General features: G+C 39.3%; 16 protein-coding genes and 2 tRNA genes. 16 read left to right on the top strand and 2 right to left on the bottom strand.

Annotated features, from left to right (window positions below):
- The first annotated feature begins 7 nt into the window (after window positions 1-7).
- The 6 genes from AC0UMU_RS02180 to AC0UMU_RS02155 all read left to right on the top strand — a co-directional run bounded on the left by AC0UMU_RS02180 (window position 8) and on the right by AC0UMU_RS02155 (window position 9,051).
- Window positions 8-1,834, top strand: a complete 1,827-nt coding sequence (locus AC0UMU_RS02180; RefSeq protein ID WP_278714166.1) for a type I restriction-modification system subunit M — start codon at window positions 8-10, stop codon at window positions 1,832-1,834.
- A gap of 2 nt (window positions 1,835-1,836) precedes the next feature.
- On the top strand, window positions 1,837-3,687 hold the full coding sequence (locus AC0UMU_RS02175) for an ATP-binding protein (RefSeq protein ID WP_278714168.1): 1,851 nt from the start codon (window positions 1,837-1,839) through the stop codon (window positions 3,685-3,687).
- A gap of 2 nt (window positions 3,688-3,689) precedes the next feature.
- Window positions 3,690-4,274, top strand: coding sequence for a restriction endonuclease subunit S (locus tag AC0UMU_RS02170; protein WP_278714170.1), 585 nt, complete (start codon window positions 3,690-3,692; stop codon window positions 4,272-4,274).
- Window positions 4,258-4,974: a restriction endonuclease subunit S gene (locus tag AC0UMU_RS02165; RefSeq protein WP_278714172.1), complete on the top strand. Its 717-nt coding sequence runs from the start codon at window positions 4,258-4,260 to the stop codon at window positions 4,972-4,974. The genes AC0UMU_RS02170 and AC0UMU_RS02165 overlap by 17 nt, the downstream gene beginning before the upstream one ends.
- Before the next feature lie 14 nt (window positions 4,975-4,988).
- Complete coding sequence (locus tag AC0UMU_RS02160) at window positions 4,989-7,940, top strand: type I restriction endonuclease subunit R (protein ID WP_278714174.1); 2,952 nt, start codon at window positions 4,989-4,991, stop codon at window positions 7,938-7,940.
- Window positions 7,941-8,640: 700 nt separating this feature from the next.
- The gene (locus AC0UMU_RS02155; RefSeq protein WP_278714176.1) at window positions 8,641-9,051 is read left to right on the top strand and encodes a hypothetical protein; all 411 of its coding nucleotides are present in this window, start codon (window positions 8,641-8,643) and stop codon (window positions 9,049-9,051) included.
- A 172-nt stretch (window positions 9,052-9,223) separates the two neighbouring features.
- Here AC0UMU_RS02155 and AC0UMU_RS02150 read toward each other — a convergent pair.
- Window positions 9,224-9,296: transfer RNA gene (locus AC0UMU_RS02150), tRNA-Pro, on the bottom strand.
- Between the two features lie 184 nt (window positions 9,297-9,480).
- On the opposite strand from AC0UMU_RS02150, the gene AC0UMU_RS02145 reads away from it, so the two are divergent.
- The 7 genes from AC0UMU_RS02145 (at window position 9,481) to AC0UMU_RS02115 (ending at window position 14,074) form a co-directional block, all read left to right on the top strand.
- Window positions 9,481-9,553, top strand: a tRNA-Phe gene (locus tag AC0UMU_RS02145).
- Window positions 9,554-9,965: 412 nt separating this feature from the next.
- Window positions 9,966-10,727, top strand: a complete 762-nt coding sequence (locus AC0UMU_RS02140; protein WP_009319086.1) for an NYN domain-containing protein — start codon at window positions 9,966-9,968, stop codon at window positions 10,725-10,727.
- Window positions 10,728-10,731: 4 nt separating this feature from the next.
- Window positions 10,732-11,619: a carbohydrate kinase family protein gene (locus AC0UMU_RS02135; protein ID WP_009319085.1), complete on the top strand. Its 888-nt coding sequence runs from the start codon at window positions 10,732-10,734 to the stop codon at window positions 11,617-11,619.
- 272 nt (window positions 11,620-11,891) lie between these two features.
- Window positions 11,892-12,299, top strand: a complete 408-nt coding sequence (locus AC0UMU_RS02130) for a hypothetical protein (protein ID WP_009319084.1) — start codon at window positions 11,892-11,894, stop codon at window positions 12,297-12,299.
- A complete protein-coding gene (locus AC0UMU_RS02125; RefSeq protein WP_278714856.1) occupies window positions 12,296-12,760 on the top strand; it encodes a hypothetical protein in 465 nt (154 codons plus the stop codon). Before AC0UMU_RS02130 ends, AC0UMU_RS02125 begins: the two co-directional genes overlap by 4 nt.
- 11 nt (window positions 12,761-12,771) lie before the next feature.
- Complete coding sequence (locus AC0UMU_RS02120; RefSeq protein ID WP_278714855.1) at window positions 12,772-13,254, top strand: hypothetical protein; 483 nt, start codon at window positions 12,772-12,774, stop codon at window positions 13,252-13,254.
- A 127-nt stretch (window positions 13,255-13,381) separates the two neighbouring features.
- Window positions 13,382-14,074, top strand: a complete 693-nt coding sequence (locus AC0UMU_RS02115; RefSeq protein ID WP_009319081.1) for a Bax inhibitor-1/YccA family protein — start codon at window positions 13,382-13,384, stop codon at window positions 14,072-14,074.
- 114 nt (window positions 14,075-14,188) lie between these two features.
- Here the strand turns inward: AC0UMU_RS02115 and AC0UMU_RS02110 are convergent, their stop codons facing one another.
- Window positions 14,189-15,835, bottom strand: coding sequence for a fumarate hydratase (locus tag AC0UMU_RS02110; RefSeq protein WP_009319080.1), 1,647 nt, complete (start codon window positions 15,833-15,835; stop codon window positions 14,189-14,191).
- 463 nt (window positions 15,836-16,298) lie between these two features.
- On the opposite strand from AC0UMU_RS02110, the gene AC0UMU_RS02105 reads away from it, so the two are divergent.
- From AC0UMU_RS02105 to AC0UMU_RS02095, 3 genes are all read left to right on the top strand, one after another.
- Window positions 16,299-17,066, top strand: a complete 768-nt coding sequence (locus AC0UMU_RS02105) for a hypothetical protein (RefSeq protein WP_473979855.1) — start codon at window positions 16,299-16,301, stop codon at window positions 17,064-17,066.
- Between the two features lie 76 nt (window positions 17,067-17,142).
- A complete protein-coding gene (locus AC0UMU_RS02100; protein ID WP_009319078.1) occupies window positions 17,143-18,531 on the top strand; it encodes an SU10 major capsid protein in 1,389 nt (462 codons plus the stop codon).
- Between the two features lie 71 nt (window positions 18,532-18,602).
- Entirely contained in the window at window positions 18,603-18,989 is a 387-nt protein-coding gene (locus tag AC0UMU_RS02095) for a hypothetical protein (RefSeq protein ID WP_009319077.1), read from the top strand.
- The last annotated feature ends 4 nt before the right edge of the window (window positions 18,990-18,993 follow it).

The raw sequence follows: 18,993 nt of genomic DNA, 5'->3' as shown, positions 1-18,993 counted from the left end.
AAACGATATGACACAGATACAACATAACCAACTGGTCTCATTTATATGGAATATTGCTAACGATGTTCTTGTAAACGTATATAACAAGGGGGATTACCGTAAAGTGATTCTCCCGATGATTGTATTGAGACGCTTCGATGCCGTTTTAGAGGATACGAAAAAAGAGGTTTTAGCGATGAAAGAACGCTTAACCGCAGCCAATATCATTCAACAAGACGAAGCATTGTGTGCTGTTGCTGGACAAGCATTCTGCAACAGTTCTCCATTTACGCTCAAAGATTTGAAATCAAGGACCAATTCCCAACAATTAAAATTGGATTTCATTGCTTATTTGGATGGCTTTAGTGCCAATGTTCAGGACATTATTACAAAATTCAAATTTCGCAATGAGATAGATACACTAGTCGAAGGCGGCGTACTGGGGTTGCTCATCGAAAAATTTGTCGACAATAGAATCAATTTAAGTAATCGCCCTGTCTTATTTGATGATGGCTCTGTGCGTCTGCCGGCTCTTGACAATCATTCTATCGGTACCATCTTTGAGGAGTTGTTACGACGATTCAACGAAGAAAACAATGTAACCGAAGCTGGAGAGCACTTTACGCCTCGTGATATTGTCACATTGATGGCCGAAATTGCATTTGTTCCCATCATGGATAAAATTACCGACAGCTCTTATTTGATTTATGACGGGGCTTGTGGTACCGGAGGTATTTTATCCGTAAGCGAAGAGCGCCTTCAGCAACTTGCCGAAGCTCGCGGCAAACGCATCAATACGCATATTTTTGGTCAGGAATTACAGCCGGAGACCTATGCGACATGCAAATCGGACCTTCTTATCAAAGGAGACGGAGAAGAAGCAAATAATATCTCATTTGGATCGACCATTTCCGAAGACGGTAAAGCGGGTATGAAGTTCGATTTCTGCATTTCCAATCCACCATTCGGGACTCCTTGGAAACGAGATTTGGAGAATTGGGGATTGAAAGATAAAAAGGATATTACCGATGGCAGATTCCTGATAGCATACGATGGAAATCCGGCCTATTCATTGGTTCCTAATATTGGTGACCCCCAAATGTTATTTTTGGCGAACAATATTAGTCGAATGAAGGATACCACCGAGCTGGGAACTCGTATTGTTGAAGTCCATAATGGTTCGTCGCTTTTTACCGGTAATGCAGGAGGTGGTGAGAGTAACTTACGGAGATATATTATCGAAAATGACCTTTTGGAGGCTATTATTGCTGTTCCCGAGAAGATGTTCTACAATACAGGCATTGGAACTTTCATTTGGATTGTCACGAACCGTAAGGAATCCCGAAGGAAAGGGAAAATTCAATTGATTGATGCTACCGGTCTGAAATCACCTCTCCGTAAGAACCTCGGTGAGAAAAATTGTGAATTTACGCCGGAAATCAATGAACAGATACTTCGTGCTTATATGGATTTTGAGGAGACGCCTATCAGCAAGATTTTCGATAATTCCGAATTCGGGTACTGGGAAATCACGGTTGACCGACCTAAACGCGACGAGCAAGGCATTATCATCAAGAACAAACGGGGTAAAATCGAAATCGACAAGACGCTGCGTGATAAGGAACAAGTTCCACTGACCTATGAAGGAGGTATCGAAGCTTTTGTTCGGAACGAGATTCTTCCATATACGCCCGATGCCATTGTCAATACGGACGATTATGTAATTGGTTATGAATTGAGTTTCACCAAATATTTCTATAAGCCCAAGCGGTTGCGAACGCTCGATGAGATTCGGGCCGACATTCGGGCCATAGAGGAATCGACAAAAGGATTGTTGAACCAAATATTAAATTAATTATGGAGATCAATCTAAAACAAGCTATTTCAATGTTCTTTTCACAGTCTTCATTTGATATGGTTTATCTGGAGGCTGTCGCTAATGCATTGGACGCAGGAGCCTCAAAAATACATATTCATTTTTCTGTATCTACGCTTTCGAACATAAAGTCTTTCCGTTTGACAATTTCCGATAATGGTATTGGTTTTACTGATGAGCGATATACAAAATTTTGTCGCCTTTTGGAAGTTGACAAAGACGACAAAACACATCGTGGCCTTGGGCGATTGGTTTACCTGTTCTACTTTAATAATGTAAAAGTAATCAGCTACTATAATGGGAATCAATATCGTGAGTTTAATTTTGATAAAGAGTTTGGTACTGATGCTCCGAACAATAGTTCTACTTTAGATAGTGAGCACGAGAGCGGAAGTACTCTGGAAATGACAGGATATAACTTATCTAAATTAAAAGAGAAAAATTTTGCTGATGCCGAATGGATAAGAAGACGAATTTTAAAGAAATTTTATTCTCTACTATACAAAGCAAAAAAGAATGGTAATGATATAAATATCACTATCCAATCTACCATAGGTAAAACAAACGTAGTACGCACAATTAATGCAGCTTCAATTCCTGAGTTGAATGAGAAAACAATTGTGTCTAAATATTCCCTTGACGGAGAAATGACATTGTATTACTCTGTTAAAGAGTGCGAGATAAAAGATTCATCGGTAATTACTGCTATCTCTATTGATAATCGAAATGAATCAATAGATGTCTTTGCTGATGAGAGTATCCCCAAAGGATATGATATGGTATTTATTTTATACTCAGATTCTTTTCAAGGGCAAACGGATGCCACTCGGCAGGTCATAACGATTAAACCGTCTGACATGAGAATGCTCCAAAAAATATTTAGAGACGAAATAATAACCATACTTTCTGATTTGGCACCCCAAATAATAGAACAGACGCAGCGTACATCCGAACAATTAAATAATCAATTTCCCCATTTGAGAGGTTATTTCGAAGAAGACACGATTGGAATAAGCTCAAAAACCGAAGTTATCAAAGAAGCGCAGACTCGTTTTATCAAAGATCAGCGAGATATTCTTTGTAAGTCGACCGATTTAACAGATACGGAATTCGAAAAGTCCATGAATTTGGCTGGTAGGGCATTAACAGAATATGTGCTATTCCGCCAAAAAACGATTGACCGATTAAAAAAGATTGATAAAAAGGATCGAGAGTCTGAAATTCACAACATATTGGTTCCGATGAAAAGGATTCTTCGTTCTGGAGATTTCAGCCAAGATATTTACATAAACAATACATGGATATTAGATGACAAGTTCATGACGTATTCCACAGTCTTAAGTGATATGGAAATGACAGACTTGCTTCGAGAATTAACAAAAGGCGAGGTTATAAAAGATGATGATAGACCGGATATTGCAATTATCTTTTCAGACGATCCAAAAACCACGGAAAAGTTTGATGTCGTAATTGTTGAATTAAAGCGCAAAGGATTAAAGCCTGAGGACAATATTCGGGTAGAAGTTCAACTCGAGAAAAGAGCGAGAGGATTATATGGATTGTACCCCGGTAAAGTGCAATCATTGTGGCTATACGGAGTAGTTGAACTTGACAATGATTACAAATCACATTTATCATCAGCAGGATACCATCCTCTATATTCTAAGGGGAATGTTTTTGTAAATACGAATGATATTACTGTAGATTGGGTGTCGGGTATAAAGATTCCGGCGGTACGTTATATTCTGGATCTCGATGCAGTTGTTAATGATGCAGATGCAAGGAATCTAACATTCTTGAATCTGATTAAAAGTAAATTTGAGGCACAATAGAAATGACAGTATATCCAACATATAAGGACAGCGGCATCGAATGGCAAGATCAGATTCCTGCCCATTGGGATGAGACTTTGTTTTTCTCTGTCGCGAAATTAAAAAATCAAACAGGTTATATTGAAGAAGATCTTCTCTCTGTTTATTTGGATAAAGGAGTAATTAGGACTATAGATTCGGATGGTAAACAAGTCCATAAACCCTCTGAGGATTTATCTAAATACCAGTTGGTCGATATTGGGGATTTCGTTATGAATAATCAACAATGTTGGCGCGGTTCAGTTGGTGTATCTTCATTTAGAGGTATTGTTAGCCCTGCGTATCATGTATTTGAATTATCCTCTTCGCTGAATTATAGATATGCAAATTATTTGTTGCGGGATCAGTACATGGTAGGACAATATAAAGTAGCATCAAAAGGGGTGGGAAGCATTCAACAGATTTTATACTTTCCATGGTTTAAGAAATGTTTGTGCCTTATCCCTCCTCAAGAGGAACAACGGCAAATTGTTGCCTATCTGGATTATAAGTCAAACAAGATAAATGAACGTATATGCCAGATAGAGAGAGATGCAAGCTCTATCTGAATTAAAGCAGGCGGAAATTACCGCCGTTGTTACCCGTGGCCTCGATCCCAATGTCCCGATGAAAGAGAGCGGAATCGAATGGCTGGGAAAAATTCCGGCTCATTGGGAATTGCTCCGGAATAAAATATTTATAACGGAGCGTGATAATGTCGTAGGGCAAGACGCTTACAAATACACGCTGCTATCGTTAACAAAACAAGGTGTCATTCAGCGTGATATAGAAAGCGGGAAAGGTAAATTCCCCAAGGAATTTGACAATTATAAAATTGTTGAATCCGGGAATATTATTTTTTGCTTGTTCGATGTGGATGAAACACCTCGTACTGTTGGTTTGTCATCAATAGATGGCATGATAACAGGAGCATACAATGTTTTTTCAATCAAAGGAATCAATAGCCAGTTCTACTATTATTATTTTCTTGCTGTTGATGAAGCAAAAGCATTGAGACCATTGTATTCTGGATTACGTAAAGTCGTTAAAACAGAACGTTTTGCAGGATTGCATATTCCTGTTCCTCCCGAAGAGGAACAAGACGCAATAGTATCATATTTGCAATCTCGAATTACATTTATTGATAATTACATAACAAAATTAAAAGAGGAAATCAATTACCTGCAAGAGTATAAGCAACGCCTAATTTCTGATGTCGTAACAGGGAAAGTCGATGTCAGAGGAGTAAAAATACCCAACGAAGAATAAAAAGGAGAAACGTCATGGCAACAGATATCAGCGAAGCCGGTTTGGAGAAGATAATATCCGACTATCTGGTCGATGTGAATGGTTACGAGCTCGGCAAGGCTGCCGAGTTCAGTAAGGAGTATGCGCTCGATGAAGGACGGGTATTACGGTTCCTGCAAGCCACACAGCCCGAAAAGGTGAAAGCCGCACATATTCTGGATAGTGAATATGAGCGGAACAAATTTTTTGTCAGTCTGCGCAAGAAATTGGGCGAGGCTGGGATTATCGACATCCTTCGCAACGGTTTCAGATATCTGGCTTATAAATTCGACCTTTACTATTCTACCCTCTCGGAACAGAATCCGATGGCAAAAGCGTTGTATGCCCGAAACATTTTCAGTGTCACGAGGCAGGTGACCTATTCCAAGGAATTTCCCCGATTGGCTTTGGATTTGGCAGTTTTTATAAACGGCTTGCCAATCGCCACATTCGAACTGAAAAACAGACTGACCAAACAAAATGTCGATGATGCGGTCAATCAATACATGAACGACCGCGACCCGAAGGAGTTGATTTTTAACTTCAAGCGATGTGCAGTACATTTTGCGGTCGATGACAACGAGGTGAAAATGTGTACACGGTTGTGCGGTAAGGCGTCCTGGTTTCTGCCGTTCAACAAGGGGAACAATGGCGGTGCAGGCAATCCACCCAATCCGGATGGCATCAAGACCGATTATCTCTGGAAAGAGATTCTGACCAAGGAATCGTTGTCGAATATTTTGGAGAATTATTCGCAGGTGGTCGAGAAAATCGATCGGAAAACGAACAAGGTTGTCGGCGAAACCATGATTTTCCCACGTTATCATCAATTGACGGTGGTTCGCAAACTGTTGGCCGATACCCTTCGGAATGAAGTGGGGAAACGCTATTTGATTCAACACAGCGCAGGAAGCGGCAAATCGAATTCGATTGCATGGCTGGCATATCAGTTGGTCAAACTGGAGAAAAGCGGAAAGACCTTTTTCGATTCAATTATCGTGGTTACTGACCGTGTGAATCTTGATCGACAGATTCGGGATACAATAAGACAATTCATGCAGGAGCGGAGCGTTGTTGGCTGGGCCGACGACTCTTCCACACTCGGTTCGCTGCTTAATGCGGGGAAGAAGATAATTATTACAACCATTCACAAATTCCCGTTCATTTTGTCGAGTATAGGCACGGAAAATAAGGACAAACAGTTTGCCATCATTATCGACGAGGCCCATTCGAGCCAGACGGGAAGCCTGTTTGCCAAGATGAATATGGCCGTTTCAGGAAATGTATGCGACGACGAGGAAGATATCGAAGATAAAATCAACAAACTCATAGAAGGGCATCGGATGGTCCGAAATGCCAATTATTACGCATTCACCGCAACACCCAAAAACAAGACTTTGGAGATGTTTGGAGATGCGATACCACAGCCTGACGGGCAAGTACGACATGTGGCTTTTCATACCTATTCAATGCGTCAAGCGATTCAGGAACGATTTATTCTGGATGTGCTGGAACATTATACCCCGGTATCGAGTTTCTATAAACTTGTGAAAAAATCGGAAGATGACCCGTTATTCGACAATGAAAAGGCACAAGCCAAACTCCGTGCCTATGTTGAAGGCGATCGAACTACAATCCACCACAAAGCGGCTATTATGGTTGAGCACTTCCATACGAATGTCATCAGCAAAGGGAAAATAGGAGGACAAGCTCGTGCAATGGTCGTGACCAGCAGTATCGAACGAGCTATAGATTACTATTTTGAATTTTGCCGATTGCTGGAAGAACGAGGAAGCCAGTATAAAGCCATAATCGCATTCTCCGGAGAAAAGGAGTTGCCAAACAAATACAGGGAGTACGGAAAGATGACCGAAGCCTCGTTGAATGGATTTCCGAGTGCAGAGATTGAAGATCGTTTCAAGAAAGACCCTTATCGTTTTCTTATTGTTGCCAATAAGTTCCAGACGGGCTATGATGAGCCGCTGCTTCATACGATGTATGTAGACAAGATTCTGACGGATATCAAAGCCGTACAAACTTTGTCTCGACTCAATCGGGCCCATCCCAAAAAACGAGACACATTTGTTCTTGATTTTGCCAATGATCCGGAAGACATTAAAAAATCGTTCCAGCGTTATTACAAAACGACTGAATTAGCTTCGGAAACCGACCCTAATAAACTCAATGACCTCATTGCCGAACTGGAAAAACATCAAGTATATACGGCTGAAGATGTCGAACGTTTGGTGGGATTGTTCCTTGGTGCGTCGGATCGTGAAATGATTGATTCGATTTTGGATACATGTGCCGAGAATTACAAGACTTTGAATACCGATTCACAGGTAAAATTCAAGAGCAGTGCCAAAAGTTTTATCAGAACCTATGCCTTCTTGGCTGCCATATTGCCTTTTGGGAGTGCAGAGTGGGAAAAGTTGAGTATTTTTCTCAATTTGCTTATTCACAAGTTACCGACTCCGGAAGGAGATGATTATACAGAAGGGTTACTTGATGCTGTGGATTTCAATAGCTACAAAAATACGATTCAGGAAGAACAACGTATTATTTTGGACAATGAAAAAGCGGAGGTCCAAGCCATTCCCGTAGGACGGAGCGGAGGCATTACATCCCCGAATCTTCAGTCGCTGACAACGATTTTGGAAGAGTTCAACACTCGATTCGGTAATATTCCCTGGACGGATTCAGATCGTATCCGGCAACAAATCGCTGCTATTCCTGAAGAAGTTGCTAAAAATGAAGCTTATCAGAATGCAATTCGCAATTCTGATAGAGAGGTTGCGAGAATTGAAAGTGACAAAGCATTGATGACGATTATCCTTAGGTCCACGACGTCTGGATTGGAGCTCTACAAAGAATACCAAGATAATCCATCATTTCAACGGTGGCTACAGGAGTTTGTTTTTGAAAGGACATATAATCAGAATCGTTAATATTGAGTAGAGACTATGTAAGTATAATACAGCGAAAAGAGAAAAAGACGAGCTTTACTTTATTCCCATCTTATATATATTCATTAAAGTAAAGTCAAACAAAGGGAAAAAAGATGGCTGCGCCAAAACTTATTGGTTACAGCCATTTTTCTTTTGGCTGCATTGTTGAACAAACTGAAAAAATTCAGTTTACTTTAGTCTATTAGCTCTATATATAAGCTAAACCAAAGTAAACTATATTTAGATAGGCATATTTGCTTGTCAGTATGCCTATGGCTATTACGGTAAAAGCGGTTTTGGTTGCCAATAAAAGGAAAGCACAGGCTGAAGAGAGATCGGGAGTTTTTCTTTTTTGGCTGCAAGTATGTTTATCAATAAATGTCTCTTGGAGCAGAGAGAATAACTGCTCACAGTAAAGCTCGGACTCCTTGTGCAAACAAGTGAAAGGAATGAAACCTAATGAAAATAGAAAAGGTCTGAATTTGCTTTAATTGATTGTTTTGTTCCTGTATTGTTTCTTAATTAAAGGAGTGAAAATAGTAAAATGTTGATTATATGTAAATTATATATGAGAAATCTCCATTAATTTCAGATTTAACAGGTTTTTAAACAGCTTCTTATTTTGTTACGTTAATTCTCCTTGTAGATTTGCAGTGATTATAAATAACAAACATATTTATTAAATTAAAGCATTCGTTTTATGAAAAAACTATTATTGTCATCACTCATTATTGTGAACTGTATTTTTGCTTCTTATGGTCAAATGGAGAAGAACGATACTATAAAAAGTAACCAGTTTCTCTATTGTGAAATTGTTGGTGAAAGTAACTTATTGCAAACAAAGGTAAGAGTTGCCGTTGATTTTGGAAAAGAAATAAATTATTGGACTCAGTATAGAGATAAATTTCTTGTAGATGAAAATGGGAAGAGGATAAAGTTCAATTCTATGATCGACGCTTTGAATTATATGGCTAAATTGGGATGGAAGTTTGAACAAGCGTATGTCGTTTCTACACAGAATCAACTTGTTTATCATTATCTTTTAAGTAAAAAAGGAACTCTTTCTGATGTAAAGAATGGATTGACTGTCAAGAGAGATCTGGAAGATTGAAAGGGTAAATACTCTGATAAATGAGCAATAACGGAAATTTTGTTACTTGGGTATTTTCTATTTCCCTTGTAGAAGATCTTAAATATAGAATACTCTCTCCCGTATTTCTCCCGGCATAAAATAGCGACATGGCCATAACTTATTGATTATCAATAAGTTATGGCCATGTGTGTCGGGGTGAGAAGACTCGAACTTCCGACCTCCACGTCCCGAACGTGGCGCGCTGCCAACTGTGCTACACCCCGATTGACAATTGCGAGTGCAAATGTAATGTATTCCTTTTAAAAGACAAAAAACATAAGGTAAAAATTTTATTCTTTTCTCAATTTTTCATCAGTTGGCATAAAAATGGACTTTTTCAACAAAAAAGTTTCTGTATAATTAGGTAGTTTCAAAAACTTGTCATACATTTGCACACGCAAAAACGATGGTGCCATAGCTCAGTTGGTAGAGCAAAGGACTGAAAATCCTTGTGTCCCCGGTTCGATTCCTGGTGGCACCACTTTCTAAGAAGGCAAAACGATGTAAATCCCTGAACTTTTAAGTAAAAAATCTTCACTATGATGTAATTACTTAATATATTGAACTTTTTATAATACGGAAGTATTATCAGGCTATCCTACGTTTTTCTCCGCTCTGTTTTTCTGTTTTCGCTTGTGATAGTTTGCTATTTCCCTCGTAGATGCAGACGAGTATCTTCGAAAGAATCCCTCAAACCTGATCCGAACAAAATTTAGATAAGTTCTGAAGTTTTAGAAGAGTAATAAGCCCCCTCTTGATGATCAGTGTTTTATGGAACAAAAAGAATATTTGAAGATCTGGATATAAAAAATAGGTTGAAAATCAATCTTATTTTCTGTTTTGTCGGTAGATATTCACTATATTTGTTTATGGTTTAATATAAGAGTGAAGAGATGAAGGATAATAAAGACTTGAAGTTGGCGGTTTTGATAGATGCGGATAATATCCCGTATTCGAATGTAAAAGGGATGTTGAATGAGATTGCCAAGTTCGGTATTCCGACAATTAAACGAATTTATGGAGATTGGACGAAACCGACAGTTTCCGGTTGGAAATCTTCTCTTTTGGAGAATGCAATCACTCCGATTCAGCAGTATAGTTATACTACAGGAAAGAATGCTACCGACTCGGCAATGATTATCGATGCCATGGATATATTGCATAGCGAAAAGGTCGATGGCTTTTGTATTGTTTCCAGTGATAGCGACTTTACCCGATTGGCTACACGGTTACGGGAATCGGGGATGCTTGTTATCGGTATCGGTGAAAAGAAAACTCCGAATCCTTTTATCGTGTCATGTGATAAATTTATTTATTTGGAGATTTTGAAGGTCGGGGATACTGATCTTCCGGGTAAAAAAGACTTTGGAGTTGATCTTTCGGTTCAGTCGGAAGCTACAGAAAAAGAGGTTATCGGAAAGGATCTGATCAATTTGTTCAGAACGACTATTGATGATTTGGCCGATGATACCGGTTGGGCATTTCTTGCTGAGGTGGGAGGTTTGATTATGAAGAAGAAACCTGATTTTGATCCCCGCAACTATGGTTTTTTAAAACTGACTCCGTTGATGAAGTCTTTGGATAAATATTTTCAGATAGAGGAACGTGAGGTTGAGAACAAACGTATCAAACATATTTATGTGAAGAATATATAATGCCATGAATGATGTTATTGTAGGAATGGGAGAAGTATTGTGGGATATGCTGCCTGAAGGGAAAAAGATTGGCGGAGCTCCTGCAAATTTTGCTTATCATGTGTCGCAATATGGTTTTGACGGCTGTGTCGTGAGTGCTGTCGGTGATGATAAGTTAGGTAATGAAATTTTAGAAAGTTTCAATAACAGGCGTCTTAATTATCTGATTCAAAGAGTTCCTTATCCGACCGGTACGGTACAGATCGAGTTGGATGAAGCCGGAATTCCCTGTTATGAGATAAAGGAGAATGTAGCGTGGGATAATATTCCCTTTACGGTTGATTTGGAAAAGTTGGCAAAGAAGACTCGTGCGGTTTGTTTCGGTTCATTGGCCCAACGGAATACTGTCTCTCGTGAAACGATAAACCGCTTTCTTGATGTTATGTCCGATGCGGCAGGACAATACAGAGTATTCGATGTGAATTTGCGGCAGGGGTTTTATGATAAGGAAATTCTCTGTAATTCTATGAAAAGATGCAATATCTTGAAAATTAATGATGAAGAGTTGATCGCGGTGAGTCGTATGTTTGAATATCCGGGCATCAATTTGGAGGATAAGTGTCGAGCTCTTTTATCAGAGTATGGTTTAGAAATTCTTATCTTGACATGTGGTGTAAATGGAAGTTATGTTTTTACCCGGGAGAATGTCTCTTTTGTGAATACTCCGAAAATTGAGGTTGCCGATACAGTAGGTGCCGGTGATTCTTTTACGGCAACGTTCATTTCTGCGATTTTAAAGGGGAAAAGTATACGGGAAGCTCATGAACTGGCGGTTGAGGTATCTGCTTATGTGTGTACTCAAAATGGGGCTATGCCTGAGTTGCCAATCTCGATAAAGTCCCGATTACTTTGAGGTTATCATTCACTGATGTTTTACTGTGGAGGTTGCTGATCAGCTTTTAAGAGGTTATGTTGACAGAAACCTCTTTTTTATGCATTTTATATAATAAAGTATATTGAGTTTTTACACAATAAGTCATACCTTTTTATATATTTGTTGTTAAATAACCATTATATTGTTGTATAATTACAATATTGTTTTTATCTTTGCCATATCCCAATAACATGAATACCGTTAGTGATTAACGGCAGAACCCAATACCTCGATCAAAAAAATGATAGAGGATGAAAAAAGATTATTTTAGAAAATTCAAAGAACAAGATTTTGTTCGGGCTTATGAAGATGAATTGAAATCACTCGGAACATCAGCTCCGTATGTATCTCGTGATGATGTAATACTTAGGGCTTTGCATAGCGGTAAGGGCCGGTATTATATTTCTTTTGAAGAAGCTGCACGTAATGTTCGTCGCATTATGAACCGTTTGCCTTTGGCTCGTCGTAACGAGCTCAAAGTATCTATGTATCAGGAACTGGCACAGCGGGTGGCAGAGTATATGAAAGAAAAGCCTTTGGCTTCTTTTAAAGATGCTTTGTTTACTATATTGGCTGAGGAGAATGCTTCCCGGTTCTTTTTCGGAATGCAGACAGCTCGTCTCATTTTATATCGTAATCAGCGGGGAGAAACTGTATGATGAAGTTATGTTGTATGTTATGTATTCTATTTTCTTTTTTTTCTTGCAGATCAACCCATCGGTTGTCCGATCAGAAAATAGAATCGGATACGGTTTCTGTTTCGCAGTTTATCGTGAGAGACTCGATAAAAGATTTGTTTTTCAAATCCGGATTTGATTCTCGGAGGTGGGATATTGTTTGGGAACATGTCTTGTATGGCAGTGATGATACAACTTCTTGTTTGCCTGTCAAGGAGAAGCGTACGGTCACGTTGCGTTCGCAATCTATGGCTAAGCAGGAAGTTATCTCGGAGAGTAAATCTATAAAGGATGTTCTATATGATCGGCTTGATAGTGTTCATGTGGAAGTAGATCGAAAAGAAAGTGTGGAAAAAGAACCGTTTTCCATTTCTCTTAATCTATTTTGGATATTGCTTGTTTTATTGGTTATGGGTATTTGTATTCGTGTATTGAAATCGTAAAATTAGATGTTATGAAAAAAATATGTGTACATGTCGTCATTGGAGTAGATGAATTAATGCAGGAATTATTGAAGCGGACATCTTATATGGCGGTCTCTTTATCTTCTGATGGGGCGGCTACTGAGGGGTGGAGTGATCGCTGGATATTAACCGGTGATGAGTTGTTGTGGGCCCGTGATCGTATGCAGGAAGCTTGTGACCGAATTAATGGTGTTGTTTCTGCATATCTTTCGGAGATATGCGTACCTCCTGTTCAGGAGGATACATTTAGTTTTGTTCTGGTATTGCCTGACGAAGTATTTCCGGGAACGGATGGGGTAGTAAAGCGTACGATACGTGAGGCTTTTATTTCCTATGTGTTGTTTTATTGGTATATCGATCGCATTCCCGATAAGGCATCCTATCAATTATCTCAATTTGAGGAAAATCTGAACTTATTGAGGGTGCGTCTTAATAGGAGACGTGTACCGATACGTCGGCCTGTAAGGTCTTGAAAAATATTAAATAAACTCTTATATTCTTCAAAATAAGACCTTTTTTTCAAGAGTATAATGTTAACAATTAAATAAATCTTATATTTGCGGTAGTACAAAGATAGAAATAACTATATAATAATAGAATATGGATACGAATTATGTTTCAAGTTATGAGATGAAAGCCGCACAAGCGACTCTTCTCAAAAATGTTTATTTATGGATGACCGTGGCATTGGCTATTACGGGAATTACGGCGTTAGCCGTAGTAAACTCTCCGACATTGTCATCTTTGCTTTTCAGCGGTAGAGCTACGTTTTTTATTTTGTTAATAGCAGAACTCGGTTTAGTATGGTATGTTTCGGCGCGAATCATGTCCTTGTCCTTTACTACGGCGACCGGTTTGTTTATGCTTTATTCCTTATTAAACGGCCTTACGCTGTCTGTCCTTTTTGCCGTTTATACTCGTAGTTCGATAGCTTCAACCTTTTTTATTACGGCCGGAACTTTCGGAGCGATGAGTTTATATGGATATTTTACGAAAAAAGATTTGTCTTCTTGGGGAAATATCTTGATTATGGCGGTTATAGGTTTGATTATTGCATCGGTGGTTAATATCTTTATGCAGAGCGCAATGATATATTGGATCATAACCTATGCAGGAGTGTTGATTTTTGTCGGTCTGACAGCTTATGATACACAAAAAATCAAACAGATGTTGGCTAATCAGGAAATAAATGAGCAGACCCAGAAGCTGGCATTGCTGGGAGCTCTGTCGTTATATCTTGATTTTATTAACTTGTTCTTGTATTTGTTGCGTATTTTCGGGGACAGGAAATAAGATAGTATTTTATGGATGAAAGCTGGAAAGAGTTTTCCTGTTTTTTTCTATCACAATAAAAAAGGCGCGATTACAATTCGCGCCTTTTTTATTGTGATTTATGGAATGACCGAATTAGAGTTTACAACCTCCGTTGCAACGGGGTTTTATCTGTTTAAAGAAGTCATTGCCTTTATTATCTACGAGGATAAATGCAGGAAAATCTTCTACTTCAATTTTCCAAATGGCTTCCATTCCCAGTTCAGGATATTCTAAGCATTCTACTTTCTTGATATTGTTTTGAGCCAGAATAGCTGCCGGTCCGCCTATACTTCCAAGATAGAACCCTCCATGAGCTTTACATGCATCTGTCACTTGTTGGCTGCGGTTACCTTTTGCTATCATGATCATCGATCCCCCTTTTGATTGGAATTGATCGACATAAGAATCCATTCGGCCAGCAGTTGTCGGACCGAAAGATCCGGATGCCATTCCTTTAGGCGTTTTTGCCGGACCGGCATAATAGATCGGATGGTCTTTCAGATATTGAGGCATATCTTCACCGGCATCTAAGCGTTCTTTGATTTTTGCGTGGGCGATATCACGACCGACGATAATCGTTCCATTCAAAGAAAGTCGTGTAGCAACCGGATATTTGTCGAGTTCGGCAAGAATTTCTTTCATCGGACGGTTCAAGTCTATTTTAACAGCATTGCCTTCTCCTGCCTGACGTAATTCTTCCGGAATCAGTTCTCCGGGTTTATCATCAAGTTTTTCGATCCAAAGTCCGTCTTTGGTGATTTTAGCTTTAATGTTTCGGTCTGCCGAACAAGAAACTCCCATACCTACCGGACAAGAAGCTCCGTGTCGGGGCATGCGTATGATTCGTACATCATGTGCAAAATATTTGCCGCCGAATTGTGCTCCGATACCAGATTCTTGAGCAGCTTTGAGAACTACTTTTTCGAGTTCGACATCCCTGAATGCCCGACCATATTCATTCCCGCTTGTAGGAAGATTGTCATAATACTTGGTCGATGCCAGTTTTACCGTTTTCAGATTGGTTTCGGCTGAAGTTCCGCCGATTACGAACGCTATATGATAAGGAGGGCAAGCTGCCGTTCCTAAAGTTTTCATTTTCTCGACAAGGAATTTAACCAGAGTGTCGGGGTTAAGCAGAGCTTTTGTTTCTTGAAACAAGTAAGTTTTATTGGCAGAACCACCGCCTTTGGCTACAAAAAGAAATTTATATTCCATCCCGTCTACGGCATAAAGGTCGATTTGTGCGGGAAGATTGCAGCCGGTATTTACTTCTTTGTACATATCTAACGGCGCATTTTGCGAGTAACGAAGGTTCTCTTCGGTATAGGTTTTATACACACCTAAAGAAAGTGCTTCTTCATCGCCACCTCCTGTCCACACCTGTTGGCCTTTTTTCCCGACAATAATTGCCGTTCCGGTATCCTGACAGAATGGAAGTTGTCCTTTGCATGCAACTTCTGCATTTCGTAACATGGTGAGCGCTACGTATTTATCGTTTTCGCTGGCTTCAGGATCATGAAGTATTTTGGCTACCATTTCGTTATGTTCGCGTCTCAACATAAATGCTACGTCACGGGTTGCCGTATTAGCCAAATGGGTAAGCGCTTCGGGCTCTACCACAAGAACTTCTTTACCGTGGCATGTTTCTACCGATACACCATCTTTGGTAAGCAAATAATATTCGGTAGTGTCTTTTCCCAGAGGAAAAGGTTCTTGATACTTAAAAGGTTTTGTCGCCATACTTTTTTATGTTTAAATAATTTGAATGTTCTAAGAGCCTGTCTAAATTTTCCGATAGCAAAAAATCTATCTGTCCTTTGGGAACTATTTCCCTGTATCTGCATGTTACGCAGTTCTCGATGCTCCTTGTCGGGACTGAAAAATGTCCTCAAAACAATCCCAAAAATGTCTATGCAAAATTTTGACAGACTTTTGTTTTTTGTTTTTACAAAGGTACACGATCTTTTCATAACAAGAAAGTCGCTTCAGGATAATTTCTGTATATAAAACCTATAATTTAATATTCTTTGAATGGAGTCTCTCTTTTTTCTGGTTATTTAAATGGTATATAAACCATCTTTTTTGCTCAGATATGCTATTTTTTATAATTATAGCATAGAACTTCTTCATTATGTTGTTTTCTTTGTGTTGTAAAAATACTACAATTGTATGGTTTTTATTATTTATTATTAAACAAACGATTATGAGAAGTTTTGAAGAAAGAGTGAATGAACGACCGAAAGCGAGTTCGCACCAGATTATTCTGGAGAAATTGAGAAAACGTTTTCCCGACCGTCTTTTAGACAGCGACGATACGTTTTTTGATGCTTTAGTAGAGTATGACACGCATTTGTGCGACCGGTATGAAAAGTTGCGGGATGACCAGACGAAACTTGCCACACTTTTTATCAGTAATCCGAAAATGGGAGGATTTATTTCTGATGTAATATCCGGAGAAGACGCATTGGTCGCTTGTGTGAGGTATTTCGGAAAAGATGTATTGGAGTGTGCCAATGATGAAAATCGTATGGAGCAATTACAAAAAGAGAATGATGAGTTTCTTGCCCGTATGTCGGCAAACCGTAAACTTGAAAAGGAGATGGCCGAAAATTGGGAACACAGTAAGCGTGCGATCACCCGGTTTAAGGAAGCGAAAAATATGAGTGACAATGATTTCGATAATTTTCTCGAGAGAGTGCATCATATCTGTGAACATGTGTTTATGAGCGACTTTACACCGGATGTTTTGGAAATATTATTCAAAGGGGTCAATTATGACAATGATCTGGGATGTGCAGAGAGGGCTGCAGAAGTAAGAGGTCGTAACGAACGCATTTTGCTGGAGAAAAGACAATTGGATGGAGACGCCTTGCCGGGATTGCATAATAACCGTTCGTCAAGGAGTGAAGAGGAAGAGAACCTGACTCCGGGATTCGGATTGAGACGTCGTCGCAGTGTGTGGGACATGTAAAATCAAATAAACATTTAATGAATTAACATCAGCAAGTATAATTAACCGATTATTTATCTTTTAAAAACAATTAGTAATGAATAAAGTATTTAAGTTTTTGAAATCGAAAGATTTCTGGTTTTGGATGGTTGCAATTCTGGTCATGATTTTATTGGTCGTGATTTATCGGGATTGTACGTTTGCAATGGCGGCGGTAATACCGGGTGTTTCGGGTGGAAAAATATTGACCGGAGAACCGCTGACTACGGATATTAGTCGTCGTGAGAGCGAAGGGCTTCTCATGAGTGAGGTCGATAAACGGATTACCAAAATACGACCTATGTCCACTCCGATAGATCAATTATCTCGTTGGACGGGAGCTCGCCGTTCGGGATCTATGATTGTCGACTATTATTCGGTAGATGTAAAACCTACTAAAGCGACATTGAATGTCGCTTATACAGAACCGACCTCTTCTGATGTTACGGCTGCTTCTCAGAAAGTCAAATTGAACACAACGAATAACGACATTTTCGAAGTTTCCGAGACGATTCTCGTTCAAGGAGTTAAAGGGTATGAAGCAGACGGTGTGACGGAATCGAAAGCCGATTTGGTGCTTTATATCTCCAGTAAAGAAGAAAATGGAGAATTGAATGTTTATGCAATCAACGGGAAAAAGATCGGATCGATTGAGAATTGTGTTCCATCTATCGATAAAGGTACGACATTTATACGGATGGGACGTGCCGCTACGGAGTTGGATGTGCAGACCGCGCAATTCGAAGCGCTTCCGGTGAAAGAGCAGAATTTCTGTCAGATATTTAAAATGCAGGTAGAACAATCTACTTTCCAGAAAATTGCGAATAAAGAGGTTGAATGGGACTTTTCTGATTCTGAGGAGGCCGCAATTTACGATATGCGTTTGGGAATGGAAAAAACATTCATGTTCGGTGTAAAACGTATGATATATGATTCTAAGAAAAAAGAAAATGTCTCTTTGACAGGTGGGATTTGGTGGCAAGCCGGAAAAGAATATGAATTTGATCCGAAATCAGAGCTTACTCAAAATGATCTTATCGATATTATGAAAGAGGCGTTTACCGGAAATGGGGGAAATAAACGAAAAGTGTTGATCGGCGGTTCGGACTTTATCGGTCGCATAAACAAGCTGGAGATTACCAAAGTGGTATCAGCTAATGATGATTTTGTAAAATGGGGAATAGACTTTTCTGAAATTAAATCAAAATTCGGTAAGCTCTTTATCTTGTATTCCGAGGTTTTTGATGACTGTGGTATGAGCGATTACGGGTTTATTTTCGATCCGGAGTTTATCTCAAAATGGGCTCACGTACCGTTCGGAAGTCAGAAACTCGATCTGAAGGGTGCTGGTATCCGGAATACCGATGCTCTTGTACTTACAGAAGCAAGTTGCTTGACCCTGCGCTATCCGGCAGCTCATATGCGTATTGTACCTAAAACAGCATAATTTTTTTGTAATGATGATGTGATCTGTCCCGGATCACATCATCTCGATTATTAATTTTCAGATTTTAGAATATGAAGAATATAAAAACATACGAGACTCGTCATGGAAATTTAAGTACGGTTGTACAAGTCGGGAACCGTAACGTACGTATTCGTTTTATCTCAAAGGACAATGTTCACGGTTATTATGCGACGACAGATGTCGATTTGCAAAGAGCAATCGAGTCGGATAGTGGATATGGGCGCAAATTTTATTTGCTGGAGGAGACTTGCTCTTGTGATGAAAAAGAGATTGAATTAAAGCCGATCCCTTATATTAAAACTTGGCAGAATGCCAAAGAGTTGTTGAGAAAAAAGCCATATTCTGTTCCTGAATATGAATTGTCTTCTCCTGAGAGAATTGAAAAGTCTGCAAAGAAGAATGGAATAGTGTTCCCTTTGTTGAAGAGTAATCTATAAAAAC

Source organism: Coprobacter fastidiosus, assembly GCF_982245605.1.
Note: the sequence above shows the minus strand (reverse complement) of the source record. Positions and strands in the feature narration are given on the sequence as shown.

What these genes read in the sequence shown, in the direction of transcription:
- AC0UMU_RS02110 (WP_009319080.1), bottom strand. Translation starts at nt 15,835, where the DNA reads ATGGCGACAAAACCTTTTAAGTATCAAGAACCTTTTCCTCTGGGAAAA.
- AC0UMU_RS02120 (WP_278714855.1), top strand. Translation starts at nt 12,772, where the DNA reads ATGAAAAAAATATGTGTACATGTCGTCATTGGAGTAGATGAATTAATG.
- AC0UMU_RS02170 (WP_278714170.1), top strand. Translation starts at nt 3,690, where the DNA reads ATGACAGTATATCCAACATATAAGGACAGCGGCATCGAATGGCAAGAT.
- AC0UMU_RS02155 (WP_278714176.1), top strand. Translation starts at nt 8,641, where the DNA reads ATGAAAAAACTATTATTGTCATCACTCATTATTGTGAACTGTATTTTT.
- AC0UMU_RS02100 (WP_009319078.1), top strand. Translation starts at nt 17,143, where the DNA reads ATGAATAAAGTATTTAAGTTTTTGAAATCGAAAGATTTCTGGTTTTGG.
- AC0UMU_RS02095 (WP_009319077.1), top strand. Translation starts at nt 18,603, where the DNA reads ATGAAGAATATAAAAACATACGAGACTCGTCATGGAAATTTAAGTACG.
- AC0UMU_RS02180 (WP_278714166.1), top strand. Translation starts at nt 8, where the DNA reads ATGACACAGATACAACATAACCAACTGGTCTCATTTATATGGAATATT.
- AC0UMU_RS02105 (WP_473979855.1), top strand. Translation starts at nt 16,299, where the DNA reads ATGAGAAGTTTTGAAGAAAGAGTGAATGAACGACCGAAAGCGAGTTCG.
- AC0UMU_RS02135 (WP_009319085.1), top strand. Translation starts at nt 10,732, where the DNA reads ATGAATGATGTTATTGTAGGAATGGGAGAAGTATTGTGGGATATGCTG.
- AC0UMU_RS02115 (WP_009319081.1), top strand. Translation starts at nt 13,382, where the DNA reads ATGGATACGAATTATGTTTCAAGTTATGAGATGAAAGCCGCACAAGCG.
- AC0UMU_RS02165 (WP_278714172.1), top strand. Translation starts at nt 4,258, where the DNA reads ATGCAAGCTCTATCTGAATTAAAGCAGGCGGAAATTACCGCCGTTGTT.
- AC0UMU_RS02175 (WP_278714168.1), top strand. Translation starts at nt 1,837, where the DNA reads ATGGAGATCAATCTAAAACAAGCTATTTCAATGTTCTTTTCACAGTCT.
- AC0UMU_RS02125 (WP_278714856.1), top strand. Translation starts at nt 12,296, where the DNA reads ATGATGAAGTTATGTTGTATGTTATGTATTCTATTTTCTTTTTTTTCT.
- AC0UMU_RS02160 (WP_278714174.1), top strand. Translation starts at nt 4,989, where the DNA reads ATGGCAACAGATATCAGCGAAGCCGGTTTGGAGAAGATAATATCCGAC.
- AC0UMU_RS02130 (WP_009319084.1), top strand. Translation starts at nt 11,892, where the DNA reads ATGAAAAAAGATTATTTTAGAAAATTCAAAGAACAAGATTTTGTTCGG.
- AC0UMU_RS02140 (WP_009319086.1), top strand. Translation starts at nt 9,966, where the DNA reads ATGAAGGATAATAAAGACTTGAAGTTGGCGGTTTTGATAGATGCGGAT.